The organism is Sediminicola luteus (assembly GCF_002514735.1).
Taxonomy (GTDB): domain Bacteria; phylum Bacteroidota; class Bacteroidia; order Flavobacteriales; family Flavobacteriaceae; genus HQA918.
The window spans coordinates 1036341-1051616 of sequence record NZ_NBWU01000001.1; the positions used below are offsets into that span (position 1 = coordinate 1036341).

The following is a 15276-nucleotide window of genomic DNA, read 5'->3' on the forward strand; positions in this document are numbered from 1 at the left end:
TGGTTTGCCAATACGTATGCGAATTCCGCTACAACTTGTCACACCGCAGACATGTTTAATCTTGTACAAATCGTTAGTTGAAGGGCTTGTCAAGCAGATTTTTGGGCAGTCCGCCCTCACCCCCTGGCCCCCTCTCCTCCCGCCATTCCGCGGGACAGACACGGGAGAAGGGGAATTATTTTCTTTCGATGGTATCCCTATATTAAAACGATGGAACTAATATTTATCATTACCCGGTTTAACCAAGGCATCGTACCTTTGTGGTTCTGAACCCAACCCTTATGTTGTATCCTTATATCAAAGCTCTGCATTTAATTTTCGTAGTCACTTGGTTTGCGGCCTTGTTTTATATGCCGCGTTTGTTCATCTATAGGATAGAGGCCGAGGACAAACCCCAAACGGAACGCGATATTTTGGCCAAACAACTCAACCTTATGGCCAAGCGCCTTTGGGTAATCATCGGTTGGCCGTCGGCCGTATTGGCCACTCTTTTCGCCGTTTGGTTGGTAATCATCCAACCTATGTGGCTTAGCGAACCTTGGATGCTGATCAAGCTCGCCTTTGTACTCTTGTTGTTTATCTATCATTGGAAAATACACCTCATCCAAAAACAACAAGAAGCGGGTATTATCAAACACAGCTCCAATTGGATGCGTATGTTCAACGAAGTGGCCACTTTGGTACTTTTTGCCGTAGTCTTTTTGGTAATCCTAAAAAGTATCTTCAACTGGATTTTCGGATTGGTTGGCATGTTCGTACTTGGCGTGCTTCTAATGCTGGGAATACGGATCTACAAACGCCTTAGAAAAGAAAAAGGTTGGGAAAAATAGGCTCGAAATTGGGTGTTGATGATTGCCGATTGATTATTGTAGAATCGTTTAATTGTCATGTCGACGGAAGGAGACATCTCACTTTTTATGGAAAGCTGTAAAAGTCAATTTAAGAATGGGCCAATCTAACGATGTAGCAATTTGACAATTTGAAGATTTGAAAATGAGTGGGGTAAGTATGATGTTTGAGGTACGAAGTTGGATCGGCATAACCCATAACCAGATTGTATTCGTGTTTAGGGTTTTATCGTTCAATTTGTGATAGAATTCTCCGTGAAACTCCGTGTCTTCTCCGTGGGACTCTGTGCAACAGTTTTATTTTCAGGCCCTAATACGGTTCAAGAAAAACAACACAAAAATTCGTGTCAATTCGTGAAATTTGTGTCAGCTCGAGGCCATGTAACCATATACCCATAAATCAATGTAGCCATTTGAAGATTTGAAAATAAGTCGAGAGTAGGTAGTGGGAGGTATTAAACTTTGCCAAGCCTTGTAACGTTTCAACTCCTTTATCGTTTTAATGAAAGATTTGGCCCGTCAAAAACGAGCTGAATCTGTTAGGTAATTCGACCAATAAAAATCTATCACCGAATGGAGTTCACCAAAAATGATAAACTTGACATATTCGAAAACGCCATCAGTTGGATCGTTGTATTAGCGATGTTTATTTACGGCGGGGCCAAACTATTTCAATTTGATGGGGCCACCGAAATCGATAAAACCGTTTCAGAATTGTCGGGTATGGAGCTCATGTGGGCTTTTTATGGCTATTCAAAATCATTCGCCATCACCCTTGGGGTTTTTGAAATCTTGGGCGGACTTTTAATCCTTTTCAAAAAAACACGATTGATAGGTTGTGTATTCACCTCCACCATTTTGGTAAACATCATTTTACAGGACATCTTTTATGGTGTGAACGAGGGCGCATTGCGCGCTGCCATACTCTATCAAGTTTTGTTATTGGTCATCCTATGGCTACATAAAGACCGAATCCTGAACAGTTTAAAAGCTCTACTTATCCAAGAAAAATTGAAACAACCTACAACCAAAATCTTGATCAAACTATGCATCGCTTTCGCGAGCTTTGTGGTATTTCGTTTTCTGGAGTATTACATAACCATTAAATGGTAATCCTCTAAAATCGATATACCCCAAAACGATACTAATTTTGGGGAAGTATGAAAGGAAATCCGCTTTAACTACAACATCCCCAATTCCAACTTGGCCTCTTCGCTCATCAAGTCTTGGCTCCATGGGGGATCGAAGGTAATCTCTACCTCGGCATCATTAACGGCGTCAATAGATTTTACTTTCTCCTCTACCTCAACCGGAAGGGTCTCGGCAACCGGACAGTTAGGCGTGGTTAAGGTCATCAAGATCTTAACGTCCATATCTTCATTGACGAAAACATCGTAGATCAATCCCAACTCGTAAATGTCGACCGGAATCTCTGGGTCGTATATGGTCTTGATTACGGCAACGATCTGTTCGCCCAAGGCTGCTGTATCTATCGTAGTATCACTCATTTGCTTCTCTTTAAGAATTTAATTGGGTCTGATAGGCTACGGCATACAGTTTAAGCTGTTTTACCATACTAACCAATCCGTTGGCACGGGTAGGCGATAAATGCTCTTTTAAGCCGATCTCATCCAAAAATTCAGTATCGGCCTCCATAATATCCTTCGGATGTTGCCCCCCAAAGACCCGAACCAAAATAGCTATGATGCCCTTGGTGATTATGGCATCTGAATCTGCGGTAAAGTCCAAACGATCGTTGGTCATTTGGGCATGTACCCACACCTTGCTTTGGCAGCCTTTAATGATATGGTCATCGGTCTTGTATTGCTCATCTATCAAGGGCAACGATTTCCCTAATTCGATGATGTATTCGTAGCGCTGCATCCAGTCGTCGAACATGGAGAACTCGTCTACGATCTCTTCTTGAATTTCTTTTATGCTCATACCTATCAATTCCCCGCAAAAATACGATAAATCCGACTTTAGAAATACCCGACAACCCCAAACCCGTTAAAAGGGTTTTGCTTTTAAGATAAGATTGGGAAAAAGAGTTTGAAAATTGACAATTGATGAGTGTTGATGGAGTATTATTGAGTCGGAATACAACCTGAAGGTTCGTGTTGCCTATGGCCATGTAACAATGTATCAATTATTCAATGTAGCGATGAAGCAATTTGATAATGGGTTGATTTGAAGATTTGAAAATGGGGGCGGGAAGTACGATTTTGGAATTACAAAGTGGGAAGTTTGTTGCGTCATAACCCATAACTCATTTGTTGAATTGGCCAAGCAGAACCTCCGTGAAACTCTGTGTATTCTCTGCGAAACTCTGTGAAACAACCACTTTTTATAGTTGGGAAAAAGCCTAACGATGGTTAAACCCATTTTTCGTGTAATTGGTGAAATTCGTGTCCATCTTATGCAAGGAAGCAATTTGATAATGGGTTAATTTGAAGATTTGAAAATGGGGGCGGGAAGTACGATTTTGGAATTACGAAATGGGAAGTTGTTGCGATATAACCCATAACTCGTTTGTTGAATTGGCCAAGCAGAACCACCGTGAAACTCTGTGTATTCTCTGCGAAACTCTGTGAAACAACCTCTTTTATAGTTATGAAAAAAACTGTTGGAGGTTAACTCCATTATTCGGGCAATTAGTGAAATTCGTATCCGCCTGCGGCAATGAAGCAATTTGATCATGGGTTGATTTGAAGATTTGAAAATACTCATAACTGGTTTAGTTGAGGCGCAGTTTCCCAAAGACAGACCCAATAAACCATAAACCCATCAAACTAAAAAACAACCCTTACCCCAAGCGTGCCATTTCCCTTTTTAAAGCAATACCCGTAACGATTGTAGCCAACAAATCGGCCAACGGAAATGCCAGCCAAACCCCTAGGGCACCCCAGTAGACAGGCAAGATTAGAACAAGTGGTATAAAAAAGAAGCCCTGTCTACTCAGCGTCAGCAAAAAGGCAGGTATAGCCTTGCCTACGGCTTGAAAATAGGCCGAACCTATCAATTGCAGGGCTATGATGGGGGTGGCTGCGAATACCCAGCGTAGGGCATTGGGGCCATGTGCCCGTACATAGGCATTGATATCTAAAATGGATTGGGGCAGATCGGCTTTGTCACTCAAAAAGAGATTCACCATAAAATCGGGAAATATCAACAAGCCCAAAAACACCAAAGTACCCACCAAAGAGGCATATTTTATGGCCGTATAAATCGATGTTTTTACCCTATCGAATTTTTGGGCACCATAGTTATACCCCGCAATGGGTAAAAAACCCTGGGTTACCCCAAAGACCGGGAAAAGGGCGAACATAAGCATACGTCCGATTATGGCATAGACCGCTACTAGGGCCTCGCCGCCCAAATCGAAAAGCACATTGTTTAGAATCAGATAATTCACGCTGGTTACCGCTTGCCGCGCCAAAGTCACCGACCCTAGGGCACTGATTTCCTTTACGATCGACCATTGAAAACCTACGGCCTTCCACCAACCTATTATCTCGGTGTTTTTCCCTAGAAAGAAATAGGCCACATACACAAAACAAGAGAGATAACCCACCGTAGAGGCCCAAGCAGCCCCTTGCATACCCCAATCGAACAGGTAAATGAAAATATAATCCATTAGTAGGTTACCTACCGAAGGTACGATCATGGCGATCATGGCGAATTTGGGTTTGCCCTCGGCCCGTATTACCGTATTCCCCATCATACAAAGCGCCAAAAAGGGTACGCCGTAGAGTATAATGGTATAGTAGATTTTTGCCGGCTCAAAAATGGCGCCTTTTCCTCCAAATGCCGGAATAAGGACGTCGCGATAACTTAAACCCACTACTACCAAGGCCACGGTAATCAGTATGGTAAGGGCAATCTGGTTGCCAAAAACCGAAACGGCTTTGGTACGGTCGCCCTGTCCAAGAGCCCGAGAAATAATACTACTACCACCTACCCCTATGGCAATGCCCAAAGCCCCAATAAAAAAGGAAACGGGTAAAACGACATTGATTGCCGCAATGGCCATGGGTCCGATCCATTTACCAACGAAAATAGAATCGACCAAGATGTTGAGCGACATCACCAGAATACCAATGGCTGCGGGTATGGCTTGTTTTACCAAAAGCTTGCCAATGGGCCAAGTGCCCAATTCATCGGATGCCACACGGGCCATTACACCGGAAGGGTATTATGTGCTTCCCAATCTTTGATCCACTGGGCCATAAGTTGGGCCCAATCGTCGTTGTCGTTTAAGCAGGGTACATGTTTATATTCGACACCACCGGCTTCCTCGAACTGTTCCTTACCCTCCATGGCAATCTCTTCGAGGGTCTCTAAACAATCAGAGACGAAAGCTGGGGTTATCACGGCCAATTTCTTGACCCCTGATTTGGCCAAACGCTCAAATTCGGCATCGGTATAGGGTTTTATCCAAGGGTCTCTTCCCAATCGCGATTGGAAAGAAGAGCTTACGTTCTCGCCCAAATCCATATGTTCGATTACCATATCGGTGGTAGCCAAACATTGATGACGATAGCAACTATGGTGTGCCACCGAATTGGTAGTACAGCAACTTTTGTTTAATTGGCAGTGGAATTTGGTAGGGTCGCCTTTGTAAATATGCCGCTCTGGAATGCCGTGGTAAGAAAATAGGATATGATCGGGTTCAAAATCGGCCAGACCCTCGCGAATGCTATTCCCCAATACCTTGATATAGTCGGCATTCTTATAAAAGGCCGGCATGGTGGTCATTTTTAAATCGGGAAAAAGACTGCGTTGTACTTCTAGGGCCTTAACCACAACGGTTTCATAAGACGACATGGCATAATGCGGATACAGCGGCACCAATAACACCTCATCTACCCCTTGGGCCATCAACTTTTCGAGTCCTTCTTGAATGTTGCCCGAACCATATCGCATTCCCAAGGCCACGGGAATGTTCACCTGATCGGCCACTTTTTTGGTAAAACGCTCGGAGATGATAATCAAGGGAGAGCCTTCTTCCCACCAAATTTTCTGATAGGCTTCGGCCGATTTTTTAGGCCGGGTATTCAAAATGATGCCCCGAACCAAAAGGTTGCGCTTCCAATACGGTAGGTCAATGACCCGTTCATCCATCAGAAATTCATCTAAATACGGACGTACATCTTTCGCGGTCGGACTATCGGGCGAACCCAAGTTTACCAGTAAAACTCCTTTCATATATGGGTCTAATTTTTTTTACCATTGCAAAAATACGGTTAAATGTGGCTCATTGGCGACCCCTTTCCCATTAAAAATCGAGGGCCCGTTGGCAGAATTTTACTTGTAATCTCTGGCTCGAATTTTGAGATGGGTTAGATTGAGGTAACCATAAGGGAACCCCTGAATAATACGGAATTAGTATCTTTATCTTATGAAATCACTTGAGGAAATAAAAACTATTCTTTTACAGAATAAGAGTCATTTGTATTCGAAGTACCCTATTAAATCCTTGGCTATTTTCGGTTCCTATGCTAGGAAAGACCAAAATGAGCAAAGTGATTTGGATTTACTTGTGGAGTTTAATGATAAGATTGGTATCCGGTTTATTGATCTCGCAGAAGAATTAGAAATCTTATTTGGTTTTAAAATCGATTTGGTTTCTAAGAACGGTATTAAAGAAAAGTATTTGAAGTCCATTAAATCCGATTTAATTTATGTCTAAACGAGACCATTTACTTCTTCTCGAGGACATGTTGGAATCTTGTAAAAAAATAGGTCGGTATACACAAGGGCATAACTTGGATTCGTTTTCAAATGATGAAAAGACCATTGATGCCGTTATTAGAAACTTCGAAATTATTGGTGAGGCCGCTAATCGTATAGATGAAAAATTCAGAGCGCAACATCCTGAAATTGAATGGAGTCGATTACGTGGATTCCGAAATAGGATTGTTCATGAATACTTCGGCATCGATATTGAAATCGTATGGTCCATCATTCAAAATTATTTGACCGAATTAACGAATTGGCTTGAGGAAATCACCGATTAGTGTACAACTCCATGTATTAATCGAAAAGTTGTAAAAGTACCCCTACTCCACCTGAAACTCTTACCGACTATCGACCACCTTAATTTTAAACGTGGAAGCAGGTAAGCCCTCGCCATTGACCAAATTGGCCTCGGAAAAAGGTCGCCAAGCGTAATATACATATTCGGGGTTATTACGACAGGGAATCCATATACGATTATTGACTAGGGTACAGAGTATTTCGTTTTTCCCGTCTAAAGAAAAGCCGCGGATATTTTGTCCGTTTCCTCCCTGTAATCCTGTATCGAATTCAAAATCGACCACGACCTTGCTCCCATCGAAAATGGCACTTTTTACAAGTGGTCCAGAAGGCACTATGGGCCTGCCATAGGTTTGGTTAAGGGCCCAACGTGCCAATCGCTGGCCCACAGTTTTTTTATCGGTAGGGTGCACGTCATTTTTGGCTCCCACATCGCTACTTACGGCCATTCCCCCATGGGTTATTTTCGATAACAAAAGCCTTTGTTGGTTTCTGAATTCAGGCCAAAACCGTGACTGGTACTTTAGGGTATCTATAGAAGAGAGTTGCACCCAATAAAAAGGCAATTCCGCATTCGCCCATTGGCTTCTAAGCTCCTTTACCATCAATTGCTGCAAGTCCCCGTATTCCATTACACGTTCTATTTCTTGCGCATTGCTCTCCCCTTGGTACCAAGTAACACCTTTTATGGGCATAGGCAATATTTTGGCTATACCCGCGGCATTGGCAAAGCCGGGTTTAAAGGCATGGTTTGGTCCCAGGCTATCACCAGGTACATCTGCGATTCCGCCTACATTTTGCTTGCCCCGGGTTCGGATCCAAACCGCTAAGGCGTCGTTATCTAACCAAGGCGACTGGACTTTGGCCCCAAAGCTCGGATGGGTTTTTAAGATTTCGGTGCTCATAAATGTTTCTATCGGGGCCCCACCAATGGCCATATTAACCAAGCCAATCGGAATCTTCTCTGATTCTAAAAGGCTCGATCCAAAATAATAGCCCACGGCACTCATCCGTTTCGCTGTTTCGCTGTGGCTTTCTTGCCAACGGCCCTGAAAGAAATCAGTAGGGGTAAGCCGCTTGCGCAAGCTTTCATTAAAGGGTGCATTGTAAACACCCTTACCGGCATAATCCGGATTGTAAAAACGAAGTAAAGACTGTTTGGTATTTTTTATTTCGGAAAGATAGTAGTCTTCTTTTTCCAGCGGCCATTCCATATTCGATTGGCCTATACAAAGCCAAACATCGCCAATGACAATGTTCTGTAAAATTTGTTCCCCTTGGTTATGCCTAATGCGAAGACTTTGGGGCTTCAATACGGCCTGTTGTGGCGGAAAAAATATGCTCCACTGCCCTTCTGCATTTACTCGGGTGACTACTTCCTGACCCATAAAGTGCGCTACGATTTGGGTTTTGGGCATACCCTTACCCCAAAAATGGATGGGTTGATCTCGTTGTAAGACCATATTATAGGTAAGTACATCGGCCAGGGAGAACTGGGCAAAAAGCCCAAAGCCCCAAAAACATAGGGCCAAAGGTAACAGCTTGCGGAGCATCAAAAAATCGCTAGGTTTGGTTCGTTTCAAAAGTACAGGGATTATATCGTAGCTAGCACTTAAGTTTGCTTGGCTTAATGCGTTTTCGTGTCAATGGTTTCGGTAGTATCTAAATCAACTATCCATTCCTTTTGGTTTAAAAGCTCATTTTGTTGAAACAGTGCTTCACCTTCAACTTTTAAACTAAAAACCACCTCTGCAAAAAGATGGGAATCCGTTTCTACCGGTGGCGTTCCAACCCTCATGGCAAAATCGTATATAAATCCGTTGTGTTCTGTATACAAATTATAAAAGGCGTTATTCTTATCATCATCTTTGACATCGAACCTTAGATAAAAAACGTCTCTTTCTTCAAATTCTAGTTTAACACACAAACCATGTGTCTTATTATTAGCCTCCTTTTCTTTTAATTCAATTACCGCGGAATGAAAGTAATCTTCCAAGCTCAGGCCTATTTCAGAAATAGAGTACCTTTTTACCAAGAAAAAGTCATATGACCTGTTTTCTAAACGAGAGAAAAACAAAAAGTCCTTATTTTCTTTTAGCTCCCAAGATGTTGGATAATTTATTTGAATAGAACCATTGTCATAAACCGACCAAATACGTGAAAATTTTTCACCATCTAGCTCGTAATGCCAAAACCCTCTTTTTAATCCTCCGGCAATGGTGCCCTTTTTAGAAAATTTGGAGTAATCATTGGCATTCGTAAATGTATTACTTAACTCTGGTAAACTCCATTCCAAAAGGATTCTAGAAGAATTCCGCTTACACGAACCCAAGCAACCTAAAAAAATAATAAACAGTAGGATCCTTTTTAATCTGAACATAAAAGTTGTCGTATGTCTTAAAAATAGTTGCCCCAGAGCTTCATTGAACACCTAGATTTTCAATTAACTGTTAAAGCTCTTGACAAGTTACTGCTTTAAATGAATTTTCATTCCTTCTTAAAACACTAAGGGTATACATAGATACTAAATCCAACAGTAGCATGGTGTTCAAAAAAACCGTGGACTAACTTCTCCTTAACAAACTTTAAGACCCCTTTAGGCGTTCTTATTTGGTAATGGGGCTATTTATGGTAATTTTTGTTTTATGCGAAATCTGGTATTGATCCTATTTTCGGTAGTGTCCGGTCTGTATGCTCAAGAACCCAAAAGTCTGCTTTGGGAGGTTTCCGGTAATGGACTGGAAAAGCCATCTTATGTCTATGGTACTATGCATGTGAGCCGAAAAATCGCTTTTCGGTTAGACGATGTCTTCTATACCGCACTACAAACATCAGAGGCGGTGGCCTTGGAGAGCGACCCGGCCACTTGGCTCGATTTTCAGGATGAGGATTATTTCGACCTTATGGGTATGCGAGCAGCCGACCATCAAGGGTTCTATATCTATCCGTTTGTTATGGAGAACCCCAAAAAGGAGAACTTGGCCCAAGTGCTTTCCTTTGAAGATCAGTTGTTGAATGGGTTGTTGTACAGAACCAGTCCTTTTAGCCAAGATTTTGAGGAAGAGACCTATCTGGATATGTTTTTATACCAAGCCGGTAAAAAACTGGGCAAAGATGTGGTCGCGCTGGAAGATTTGGAAGAGTCTCGCGCCCTGGTCGGGCGGGCCGCCCTGAACGCTATGCGCGATAAACCGGCCGAATGGCTTCAAAAACGGTTACAGCAGCAAAGCCTTCCGAACCTGATGCAAGAGGCCTATAGAAACCGTGACCTGGCCTTACTCGATTCCTTGGACCAGGGCATGTATTCCAATTACTATTTAGAGCATATGCTATATGCCCGGAATAGGAACATGTTGGAACGCCTGGTGCCCCTAATGCATTCCCGATCGGTCTTTACCGGTGTAGGGGCCGCACATTTGCCCGGGGAAAAGGGAATTTTGGAACTGCTCCGGCAACAAGGCTATACCGTAAAACCCTTAGTCTCTAGACGAACCTCAAAGGGGACCAATGCCAAAGATGCCTTGGAAAAAGCTCATATACCCCCGGTTTTGACCGAAAGAAGGCCCGACGATGGCTTTTTTAGCCTAAAACTGCCCAACAAGCTCTACCCCATAAACGAGGGTTTGGGTACCACCTACGTTTCGCCCGATTTGGCCAATGGTAGCTATATGCTAATCCACCGTATGCCTACCCACCATTTTATAAAACAGGAATCGGTATTGACGCTGGCCGACATCGACGCCCTGCTCTTTGAGAATATACCCGGAACCATTCTTGATAAAACCCAAATTGAAAAAGACGGTTATCCCGGTATTGATATTAAAAATCGCTTAAAAAATGGCAAACACCAGCGCTACCAATTGTTTGTGACCCCCTTGGAAGTATTGGTGTTTAAAATGGGGGCCGACGGCGGCTATGTATCCCAGGCCTCCGATACGGTTTTTAATAGTTTGCGCTTTAGGCCCGAGACCGATTTACCTGCCAAAATACAATCCCCCTATAAAGATTACCACTTCCAAATTCCGGGAAACTACCGTTTTACCAACCAATTACGCAAGGGAACCCGGCAGATGGAAGCTTATGATACCGATTCGTATTTTTTTATGCAGAAAGCCAGTTTGGCCGATATGGGGTATCTGGAATCGGATACTTTTGAATTAAAGCAGATCATAAAACGGTTTACTTCCGATCTGGGCCTAAAACCAAAATGGGGCAAGGCCTCTGCAAGGCGACTTCGTTCATTGTCCGATTGGCACCAAGATACCAGTAAAAAAATGCATTTGGAGACCCGTATTTTAGGGCCCGATTACTATTTGATTGGTTGTGTGACCCCAAGCGCAGAAAAGGCTGATGCCTATTTTGATTCTTTTCGGATAAACCTTCCGGAAGAACAGCACCCCTATAAGGTCATCAAAGACACCAGTATGTTGTTCAGCACCAATACTACGGTACCGGCCAAGGTCTTTGTTATGGATGCCAACCATACCAAAAACAAAAAATCCTATATGCCTTTCCATAAAAAGGCGACCTATACCAACGCTAATAATGAAGCAGTGCAGGTAAAGGTTATAAAATCGCATGATCTGTACGGCTTGCCCAGTCTCGATTCGGTTTGGGCCAGACGTAAGGCCAAATACCGTAAATCGGGTTTTATTTTAGGGCCGGATTCGGTGCGGGTCGATACTACGGCCGGTTTGGCTTATTTCGATATTCAATTGCGCGATACCGCTACCCAAAGAACCTTGTGGGTACGCAATAGCCTAAGGGCCGGATTGCTGCACGAATTGCGGGCCGTTCGGGACCAAGAAGCCGGTCCCAGTACCTTTGTCCGCAACTTTTTCGAACATTTTAAACCGCTCGACACCTTGGTAGGCAGCCCGGTATTAGGCGATAAGGTGCCCCTGTTTTTTTATGCCTTGCGGGCCAAGGACAGTTTGGCCTTAACAGGATACAAATCGGTATATTTTGATAAACGCCATATCGATAGCCTTACCCATTACATTTCGAACTATGAATGGGCGGCCGCACAACAGCCCATACAATCCGATCTGATCCATAAGCTCATCCAAATCAATGACCCAAGGGTGCGGCCTTTTCTTTGGCAACTCTATAGCCAAGCCTATGGTAATTCAGATGCCCAAATTCAAATTCTACAAGCCCTGACCAAAAAAGCCGATGAAAAGTCGGTTGCGGATCTGTTGACCCTATTGGAAACGGATTTGCCCTTACCCAATTCAGAACAAGAGATAACCTCAATTTTTGCTCCCTTCTTTGATAAACCCGAGTTGGCTTCGGCCTTGTTTCCGGAATTGTTGGGTTATAGTGGTGTACCGGAATACAAAGCTCCGATAATCTCGTTATTGGCCACCTATTACAGGGCTGAGGCTTTAAAACCCAAAGTGTATAAAAGGTATAGGAATGCCTTAATAAACGATGCCCAATTGCTACTGAAACGCGTGTTGGCCGCTGAAAAATCGGAACACGCCCATTTTACGTACCACAAAAAAGAACGCAATCGCTTGGCCGGCTTGTTAAGCGACTATATGGTACTGTTACAACCATTTTCCTCCGATAAAAAAGTACAACGGTTTATGGAAAAGGTCCCCCGATCCCAAACCCCAAAGGTACAGGTACAGTATGTGCTTAACCAGGCCATTTTAAATGGGGATACCAAACCCGCATTGGTCAATGATTTGGCAAAAGACCCCGAATCGCGGGTATTATTATATGAAGGGCTGCAGAAAGCGGGAAAATTATCTTGGTTTCCTAAAACCTATGCCAAGCGGGCTGAACTGGTGGCGAGTACGCTAATTCGGAATCAAGATAATCCGGAAATAAAACTGGAGTTCGTTAAAAAACAATCCCTAACCCGGAAAGGGGTGGCCTATGTAGCCTACTTTTTTAAGGAGACCGGGAAAAAGGGCCGGATTAAAATTCATGTATTGGCCTATACCGCCAACGACAAGCTATCGGAACCTTCGTATAACAATGGCGGATTTGAACTGGAAAATACCGAGAATGAAACCGATGGTTTGCGTTTGGTGTTGGAAGAGTTTGAATTGGCCGAACGAAAAAGAGCTATGGTCTACCGGCCCAATGCCTATTATTTTGGGGTTTGGTAATCATCTTTGCTTGGTTTTCCTTTACTTTAACCTAGAAACACCTTTAGCATGTACCGATACCTTCTTATCGTCTTTTGCCTTTTACAATTTTCGCCCGGTTCGGCCCAGCAGATCAGCTGCTCCCCGGCCGATAAAAAGGCGGCTTTAACCAAAATAGAAGCGTTAAATCAGGCCAATCTAGCCCAAATGGACATGGGAGACCTTATGGAGTTTATCGGGAAAAGCTTTTTACAAACCCCATATGTGGCCCAAACCCTAGAGGTTGGTGATACCGAATCTTTGGTGGTAAACCTACATGGCTTGGACTGTACCACCTATGTTGAAAATGTGTTGGCCCTGGCCTGTATGGTCCAGGAAGGGAAAACCAGTTTTGAAGATTTTTTGGACAATCTTGAAACCATTCGGTATTATAACGGCAAACTTAATGGCTATGGCTCTAGGCTACATTATTTTACGGCCTGGATCGCCAACAACCAATCGAAAGGTTTGGTGACCGATATTACGGCCCAGTTGGGTGGGGAACGCTTGGAAAAGGAAATCGACTTTATGGGTACCCACCGTAAAAGTTATCCTTTTTTGCAGGATGATAAAAACTACCAAGATATCTTGGCTATGGAAGCCCGTATGAAGCAACATCAGCTTTGGGTGCTGCCCCAAAACAAAATCAAGGCTGTTGAAGATAAGATCCACCCCGGCGATATACTGGCCTTGGCGACTTCCATAAAAGGTTTGGATGTAACCCACACCGGATTGGCCACCAAGGTGAATGGCCGCTTGCATTTATTACATGCCTCGTCTAAAAATAAAGAAGTCGAGGTCAGCGAAAAACCCCTGGTCGATTACCTTAAAGGTATTAAAAGCAATATCGGGATTATTGTGGTAAGACCGCAGTGATGGATTTTCTATGGTTTATTGCCTATTGATTATTGTCTAAAGAATCCTTTAGAACCCAATATTCATAGCTGTAAAACCCAACCCCTATAATCAAAGCCCACTGCCTTACTTTATTTCTGCTCTTTCTCATTTTTAAAAATTCCCCAAGCCGATGCCACGATTAAGATTAGAGCAGCAAGAAAAAACCAAGTGCTTTTTGATTGCCAACTAAAAGTTGAAAAATCAAAATTGAGCACATGCAAGAGCATAGCCAGAATAATCAAAACAGAAGACAGATTTCGTTTTACCATATTAACAAGAGTTCGATTTTAAAAAACAAATACGTTGTTCCCTTTTGTTGGAGAAAGCTAACGGGAAAGGCCTAATTCCCGCCGGCCAAAGACATTAAATACTTCTTAGGTGTAGTACCGAATTTCTTTTTAAAGGCCGCGATAAAATGACTGGCCGTACTATAACCCACTTTTAAGCCTACCTCGTTAACATTGTGTTGTCCGGAAGCCAACAGTTTTCGGGCGAATTCCATCTTATAGTCGAATAGAAAGCCGTAGACCGGTTCGCCATAAATCTGTTTAAAGCCTTCTTTTAGTTTTTTTAAGGGCAAGCCGATCTCCGTGGCCAATTCGTTCAAAGTGGGGGGCTCGGCCATACGTTCGATCATAATCTCTTTGGCCTTACGTATACGCTGTACGTTGTCTTCGTTGATCAAAAACGGACATTGCTCTACATCTACATCATTGCCTTTGTTAAAATACAGGGCCATCAATTCAAAAATCTTCCCGCGGATATATAACTCCTTTACCGATGGATGCATATTAAAATGGAAAATCTGGCTTAAAATAATGGCCATAGGCGGACTCACCGGTTCTTGGGCATAGTGTTTCTGTAATTTGTTACCATCGGCCAAGAAAGGGATAAAGCTGGCCTCATGCGAAAAGAGGGTATGAAACTTACGCAGGCTCATAACTACTGAAATCAACCAAGACTGGGGTTGCAGTTGCAGGTTTAAGGGTAAATCAGTTTGGGTATTGTACAATAACAGCGATTGTTCTTCCGATACTTCGAGTGCATAATTCCCTTGGTTGAACAAAAACTTCCCGCTGCCTTTTAAACAAAAATGGAACTGGATAAAACTACTATCAATTTCCCGCTCTACATGCAACACCTCATCACTATCGTTTTGAATCTTAAGCACATAGGAGTCTTCCCGTAGATATACGATATCAAAGGAACCTGTGGCGATATTTTTGTCCATACTATCTGATTTTAACTTCCATTGAATTTATTTAGAACCCCTCTAAATAACCAAGGTAAAATGCCGTTTACCCCTCAAAAATAGCTGATTTCAACGATATTATAACGCCAGAAGTCTAATT

13 protein-coding genes are annotated in these 15276 nt (G+C 43.0%); 6 read left to right on the top strand and 7 right to left on the bottom strand.

All coding sequences use genetic code 11. From position 1 onward, the window contains the following. The first annotated feature begins 281 nt into the window (after positions 1-281). On the top strand, positions 282-830 hold the full coding sequence (locus B7P33_RS11170) for a CopD family protein (RefSeq protein ID WP_097442043.1): 549 nt from the start codon (positions 282-284) through the stop codon (positions 828-830). A gap of 591 nt (positions 831-1421) precedes the next feature. Then, positions 1422-1961, top strand: a complete 540-nt coding sequence (locus B7P33_RS11175) for a MauE/DoxX family redox-associated membrane protein (protein WP_097442044.1) — start codon at positions 1422-1424, stop codon at positions 1959-1961. A 68-nt stretch (positions 1962-2029) separates the two neighbouring features. Here the strand turns inward: B7P33_RS11175 and B7P33_RS11180 are convergent, their stop codons facing one another. From B7P33_RS11180 to hemH, 4 genes are all read right to left on the bottom strand, one after another. Further along, positions 2030-2356 carry an SUF system Fe-S cluster assembly protein gene (locus tag B7P33_RS11180; RefSeq protein WP_097442045.1) on the bottom strand — a complete coding sequence of 109 codons (327 nt, stop codon included), beginning with the start codon at positions 2354-2356 and terminating at the stop codon, positions 2030-2032. A 10-nt stretch (positions 2357-2366) separates the two neighbouring features. After that, a complete protein-coding gene (locus B7P33_RS11185) occupies positions 2367-2792 on the bottom strand; it encodes a SufE family protein (RefSeq protein ID WP_097442046.1) in 426 nt (141 codons plus the stop codon). Between the two features lie 862 nt (positions 2793-3654). Continuing rightward, entirely contained in the window at positions 3655-5028 is a 1374-nt protein-coding gene (locus B7P33_RS11190; RefSeq protein WP_097442047.1) for an MATE family efflux transporter, read from the bottom strand. Next, entirely contained in the window at positions 5028-6056 is a 1029-nt protein-coding gene (gene hemH / locus B7P33_RS11195) for a ferrochelatase (protein WP_097442048.1), read from the bottom strand. Before hemH ends, B7P33_RS11190 begins: the two co-directional genes overlap by 1 nt. Positions 6057-6249: 193 nt before the next feature. Between hemH and B7P33_RS11200 the strand changes: the two genes are divergently transcribed. Both B7P33_RS11200 and B7P33_RS11205 read left to right on the top strand, forming a co-directional pair. Next, positions 6250-6540 (top strand): nucleotidyltransferase family protein, encoded by a 291-nt coding sequence (locus B7P33_RS11200; RefSeq protein WP_097442049.1) that lies wholly within the window; start codon positions 6250-6252, stop codon positions 6538-6540. Further along, positions 6533-6868 (top strand): HepT-like ribonuclease domain-containing protein, encoded by a 336-nt coding sequence (locus B7P33_RS11205; protein ID WP_097442050.1) that lies wholly within the window; start codon positions 6533-6535, stop codon positions 6866-6868. Before B7P33_RS11200 ends, B7P33_RS11205 begins: the two co-directional genes overlap by 8 nt. 60 nt (positions 6869-6928) lie before the next feature. Here B7P33_RS11205 and B7P33_RS11210 read toward each other — a convergent pair whose 3' ends face one another. Continuing rightward, positions 6929-8470 carry a sialate O-acetylesterase gene (locus tag B7P33_RS11210; RefSeq protein ID WP_141402454.1) on the bottom strand — a complete coding sequence of 514 codons (1542 nt, stop codon included), beginning with the start codon at positions 8468-8470 and terminating at the stop codon, positions 6929-6931. 44 nt (positions 8471-8514) lie between these two features. Then, complete coding sequence (locus tag B7P33_RS11215; RefSeq protein ID WP_141402455.1) at positions 8515-9183, bottom strand: hypothetical protein; 669 nt, start codon at positions 9181-9183, stop codon at positions 8515-8517. A 349-nt stretch (positions 9184-9532) separates the two neighbouring features. Between B7P33_RS11215 and B7P33_RS11220 the strand changes: the two genes are divergently transcribed. Further along, positions 9533-13009 (top strand): TraB/GumN family protein, encoded by a 3477-nt coding sequence (locus B7P33_RS11220; RefSeq protein ID WP_097442053.1) that lies wholly within the window; start codon positions 9533-9535, stop codon positions 13007-13009. A gap of 48 nt (positions 13010-13057) precedes the next feature. Beyond that, the gene (locus tag B7P33_RS11225; protein WP_097442054.1) at positions 13058-13903 is read left to right on the top strand and encodes an N-acetylmuramoyl-L-alanine amidase-like domain-containing protein; all 846 of its coding nucleotides are present in this window, start codon (positions 13058-13060) and stop codon (positions 13901-13903) included. Between the two features lie 361 nt (positions 13904-14264). On the opposite strand, the gene B7P33_RS11235 is transcribed toward B7P33_RS11225, so the two are convergent. After that, a complete protein-coding gene (locus B7P33_RS11235; RefSeq protein WP_097442056.1) occupies positions 14265-15155 on the bottom strand; it encodes a helix-turn-helix transcriptional regulator in 891 nt (296 codons plus the stop codon). Between the last annotated feature and the right edge of the window lie 121 nt (positions 15156-15276).

Coding starts and splice junctions, on each gene's coding strand:
- B7P33_RS11170 (WP_097442043.1), top strand. CDS start 282: ATGTTGTATCCTTATATCAAAGCTCTGCATTTAATTTTCGTAGTCACT.
- B7P33_RS11175 (WP_097442044.1), top strand. CDS start 1,422: ATGGAGTTCACCAAAAATGATAAACTTGACATATTCGAAAACGCCATC.
- B7P33_RS11180 (WP_097442045.1), bottom strand. CDS start 2,356: ATGAGTGATACTACGATAGATACAGCAGCCTTGGGCGAACAGATCGTT.
- B7P33_RS11185 (WP_097442046.1), bottom strand. CDS start 2,792: ATGAGCATAAAAGAAATTCAAGAAGAGATCGTAGACGAGTTCTCCATG.
- B7P33_RS11190 (WP_097442047.1), bottom strand. CDS start 5,028: ATGGCCCGTGTGGCATCCGATGAATTGGGCACTTGGCCCATTGGCAAG.
- hemH (WP_097442048.1), bottom strand. CDS start 6,056: ATGAAAGGAGTTTTACTGGTAAACTTGGGTTCGCCCGATAGTCCGACC.
- B7P33_RS11200 (WP_097442049.1), top strand. CDS start 6,250: ATGAAATCACTTGAGGAAATAAAAACTATTCTTTTACAGAATAAGAGT.
- B7P33_RS11205 (WP_097442050.1), top strand. CDS start 6,533: ATGTCTAAACGAGACCATTTACTTCTTCTCGAGGACATGTTGGAATCT.
- B7P33_RS11220 (WP_097442053.1), top strand. CDS start 9,533: ATGCGAAATCTGGTATTGATCCTATTTTCGGTAGTGTCCGGTCTGTAT.
- B7P33_RS11225 (WP_097442054.1), top strand. CDS start 13,058: ATGTACCGATACCTTCTTATCGTCTTTTGCCTTTTACAATTTTCGCCC.
- B7P33_RS11235 (WP_097442056.1), bottom strand. CDS start 15,155: ATGGACAAAAATATCGCCACAGGTTCCTTTGATATCGTATATCTACGG.